Source organism: Actinophytocola sp. (assembly GCF_035942955.1).
In the GTDB taxonomy this organism is placed as follows: Bacteria; Actinomycetota; Actinomycetes; order Mycobacteriales; family Pseudonocardiaceae; genus DASYTH01.
Window position 1 is genome coordinate 1 of sequence record NZ_DASZCQ010000069.1, and the last position, 3,938, is coordinate 3,938.

General features: G+C 67.7%; 3 protein-coding genes and 1 pseudogene. All 4 read right to left on the bottom strand.

Features of this window, described 5'->3' with window-relative positions:
- Window positions 1-850, bottom strand: a pseudogene (locus tag VGX25_RS07145) (hypothetical protein); the annotation flags it as partial.
- An 89-nt stretch (window positions 851-939) separates the two neighbouring features.
- On the bottom strand, window positions 940-1,506 hold the full coding sequence (locus VGX25_RS07150; protein ID WP_326916818.1) for a DUF3558 family protein: 567 nt from the start codon (window positions 1,504-1,506) through the stop codon (window positions 940-942).
- Entirely contained in the window at window positions 1,506-1,967 is a 462-nt protein-coding gene (locus VGX25_RS07155) for a hypothetical protein (RefSeq protein WP_326916819.1), read from the bottom strand. Before VGX25_RS07155 ends, VGX25_RS07150 begins: the two co-directional genes overlap by 1 nt.
- A gap of 270 nt (window positions 1,968-2,237) precedes the next feature.
- Window positions 2,238-3,938: class I tRNA ligase family protein (locus VGX25_RS07160; RefSeq protein WP_326916820.1), on the bottom strand; the 1,701-nt coding region annotated here is incomplete at its 5' end.

The window sequence follows — 3,938 nt, forward strand, 5'->3', positions numbered from 1 at the left end:
CCCCACCTCCGCTCGAACCGCCACCCGATCCGAGCCCGCCGATCGGTCCCGCGCCGGGCAGGAAGCGCACTCCAGTCCCAAGTCCCGGACCCTCCGCGGACGGGCTCGGCGCCGGGCTGGGACCAACCGGAAGGACCGGCCTGCCGCCGGGAGGCCCGGCCGTGTCGCGTTCGGGGTCGGTCAACTGCGGACCGCGCCCGGTCGGCCCCGATCCCAGGGACCCCGAACCATCACCGGAGCCCGAACCGGAGCCGCCACTCACCGAACCGCCCGGCCCACCCGGTCCGCCGCCGATCCCACGATCACCGCGATCCCTGCCACCGGGATCGCCCGACCGATCCCCATCCCGCGGACCGCCACCGTCGCCATCCAGCGTCGGCGGCGGAGCAAACGCCTCAAGCGACGCCGCGGCCGCGGCAAGCCGCGCATCCCTCGCGGCAACCACCGCCACCGCCTCATTGTGCGCGTCCTGGTGCTTCTGCCACTGCGTGTACATCCGCACAGGTAGCGCGATGATGCCGAGCAGCCCCTGCGCCTTGGCCTCCTCCATCATCTGGCCGGGGTTGTACGGCACCGGATCCGGCATGCGCACCTTCGCCTCGCCGACCGCTTCGCTGAGCTCCCCGAACGCCGAGCCCACCATGGCGAAGCCCTGCCCGGTATTCATGATCCACTCAGCGTTCTGGCTCAACCGTACGCGCATCGCATCGGCGGCCTGACCGGTCCACCCCGCCTCGGAGCCGGAAACCGCCTGCTGCAAGAGAATTCCCGCCTGCTCGAGACCGTCCCCCATCGATCGCCACAGGTCGGCGATATCCGCGGACACCACCGGCATGCCGGCATCCGTCATCGCCTTCAGCTCCTCATGTGGTTTCCCCGCATGGTGCATGTCCGGCCGAGGCACCCCACGCGGGCCCGCGCCATTCATCCCTAACCCTCCTACGGCAGCTTCGGATCGACGACCTTCGCGACCGCGGTCGCCCGGTCGCAGGCAAACGGCGTGTTGCTTGCGCTCAGCGTGGCGGCCGTCACCTGAACGAACGACGATTCCCCAGTCACGATGAAGATCTCGCAACCACCGTCTCCACCACCTGCGTTCTCGACTCGGTGCGCTTCATGGCGCCCGATGTCGACCGGAATCGGCCTGGCGCCACGAAGGTTCGCGTCCTTGAACGCGAACTGGGTTTGCAGGCCTATCGAGAGGCCCCATTCGGCGGACTCCCATTCACATCCCTCGGACCCGACGACCCTGCTGGGTCTGCCCGGCTCGAGCTTCATCCGCGCACGATCGGAGTCCGACAGCAGGTCGCATGGCTTGAGGTGATCAAGCGGTGATGACGGGGACGTTGTCGACATGCGCGTCGGTGCCGGCCGCGTCGCGTCTCCGTCGCCAGTGGTGATCGGGGGGTCAGCTGGCTGCGCATCACCCGGCTGGAAGCTGGAACAGCCGGTCACCAATACGAGAACACAAGCGCCCGTCACGAAACGAAGAGCCGGCGGTGGCACTACTGACCTCCCGCGTTGGTCAGGTTGCCGGCAGAAGAGGCGTCGGTCGCGCTGTAGCTCTCCATGCTGGTCGCGACGGCGTCCTTGAGCTGCTGCACCTGTTGCCCGAACGCGACCATGACCTCTTCTGCCGATCCGGCCTGGCCCTCCGCAATACCTTGCACATACCTGCTGACAAGCTCAGCATATCCCCCGCCCAGCTGAGGATGGGTCGCCGCCCGTTGTGCCCTTTGCCGTATTGCGACCGCCTGCTGCTGGACATCTGTCAGATTCTTGATGATGGCGTCGCCGATGTCGGGGGCCACGGCGAACTGGCCGGCGCCGGCGGCAGCGATGAGGTTCTGGACCGTGTCACCAATTTGTCCAAATCCGAGCGGATCCTTGGTCACCTGCTCGTGCTGCTCCAGCCATTCCTGCATCTCTGTCTCGGCTTCGAGCTGCTCCGGAGTGGGGTCGGGCATGGAGCTCCCCTCGGTAATCGGGCGTCTACCGAGGAGAAAGGGTACCTACCGAGGGTCCCCCGGCTGGCGGCTGTTCGGCGAAGTCACCCGTCTGGGGTAGGTGGTTCGGGGTCGATCCACAATAGGTGAATGTCGTGGTCACGATGGGACGCAGGCAGGGTATGAATTGAGTGAAGAAAGCGCCGTGTTGGGCGTGCTCTGCACGCTGTGTGGCCATCGATTGAGGTCCATATGGCACGGAAACGCGGGCAGTGATAGTCGCCGGGGGACCTACAGGACGACGTTGACCAGGCGGCCGCGTACGACGATGACCCGGCGGGGCTCGGCGCCGTCGACCAGGGCGGCGATTTTCTCCTCGGCCAGGGCGGCGGCGGTGACCTCCTCGTCGGTGGCGGAGGCGGGGACGGTGACGCGGGAGCGGACCTTGCCGTTGACCTGGATCGGGTACTCGATGGTGTCCTCCACGAGGTACCGCTCGTCGGCCTCCGGGAACGGGCCCTTGGCCAGCGACTCGTCGTGGCCCAGCCGGGACCACAGCTCCTCGGCGACGTGCGGGCACAGCGGGGCCAGCATCAGCACCATCGGCTCGATCACCGAGCGCGGGGCGCCGCCGCCGTAGTGCTTGGTGACGTGGTTGTTCAGCTCGATCAGCTTGGCGCCGGCGGTGTTGTACCGCATCTCGCCCAGATCTTCGCGGACCCCGGCGATCGTCTTGTGCAGCGCGCGCAGCGTCGGCTCGTCCGGCGCCTCGTCGGTCACCCGCAGCTCGCCGGTCTCCTCGTTGATCACGTTGCGCCACAGCCGTTGCAGGAACCGGTGCGCGCCGACGACGTCCTTGGTCGCCCACGGCCGGGAGACGTCCATCGGGCCCATCGACATCTCGTAGAACCGGAACGTGTCCGCCCCGTACCGCGCGCACATCTCGTCCGGGGTGACGACGTTCTTGAGGCTCTTGCCCATCTTGCCGTACTCCTGCTTGACCTCCTGGCCGTTGTAGAAGAACCGACCGTCCACTTCGGTCACTTCTTCTGCGGGCACGTAGGCGCCGCGGGAGTCGGTGTAGGCGTAGGCCTGGATGTAGCCCTGGTTGAACAGCCGCCGGTACGGCTCGTCGGCGCTCAGGTAGCCCAGGTCGAACAGCACCTTCTGCCAGAAGCGGGAGTACAGCAGGTGCAGCACGGCGTGCTCCTGCCCGCCGATGTACAGGTCCACGCCGCCGGGATCCCGGGAACCGTGGATCTCCGGTCGTGGGCCCAGCCAGTAGCGCTCGTTGTCCGGGTCCACCAGTCGCTCGGTGTTGGTGGGGTCGACGTAGCGCAGCTGGTACCAGCAGGAGCCGGCCCAGTTCGGCATCGTGTTGGTGTCGCGGCGGTAGGTCTTGCGCCCGTCGCCCAAGTCCAGCTCGACCTCGACCCAGTCGGTTGCCTTGGACAGCGGGGGAGACGGCTCGGTGTCGGCGTCCTCGGGGTCGTAGGTGGTGGGCGAGTAGTCGTCCACCTCAGGCAGCTCGACCGGCAGCATGTGCTCGGGCAGCGCGATGGGCTGGTCGGACTCGTCGTAGACGATTGGGAACGGCTCGCCCCAGTAGCGCTGCCGCGAGAACAGCCAGTCACGCAGCTTGTACTGGATCGTGCCGTGGCCGTGGCCGTGCTCCTCCAGCCACGCGATGATCGACTTCTTGGCGTCCTCGACGTTCAGCCCGTCCAGGAAGCCGGAGTTGATGGCCGGGCCGTCGCCCAGGTACGCCTCGCCGTCGAAGTCCGCGCTGGGCTGCACGGTCCGTACGATCGGCAGCCCGAACGCCTCGGCGAAGTCCCAGTCGCGCTGGTCCTGGCCGGGCACGGCCATGATCGCCCCGGTGCCGTAGGTCGCCAGGACGTAGTCGGCGACCCAGACGGGGATCGCTTCGCCGTTGACCGGGTTGATGGCGTACGCGCCGGTGAAGACGCCGGTCTTGGTCTTGGCCAGCTC

Bases quoted from the DNA above. Each gene is read 5' to 3' on its own strand.
- VGX25_RS07155 (WP_326916819.1), bottom strand. From the start codon at position 1,967: ATGCCCGACCCCACTCCGGAGCAGCTCGAAGCCGAGACAGAGATGCAG.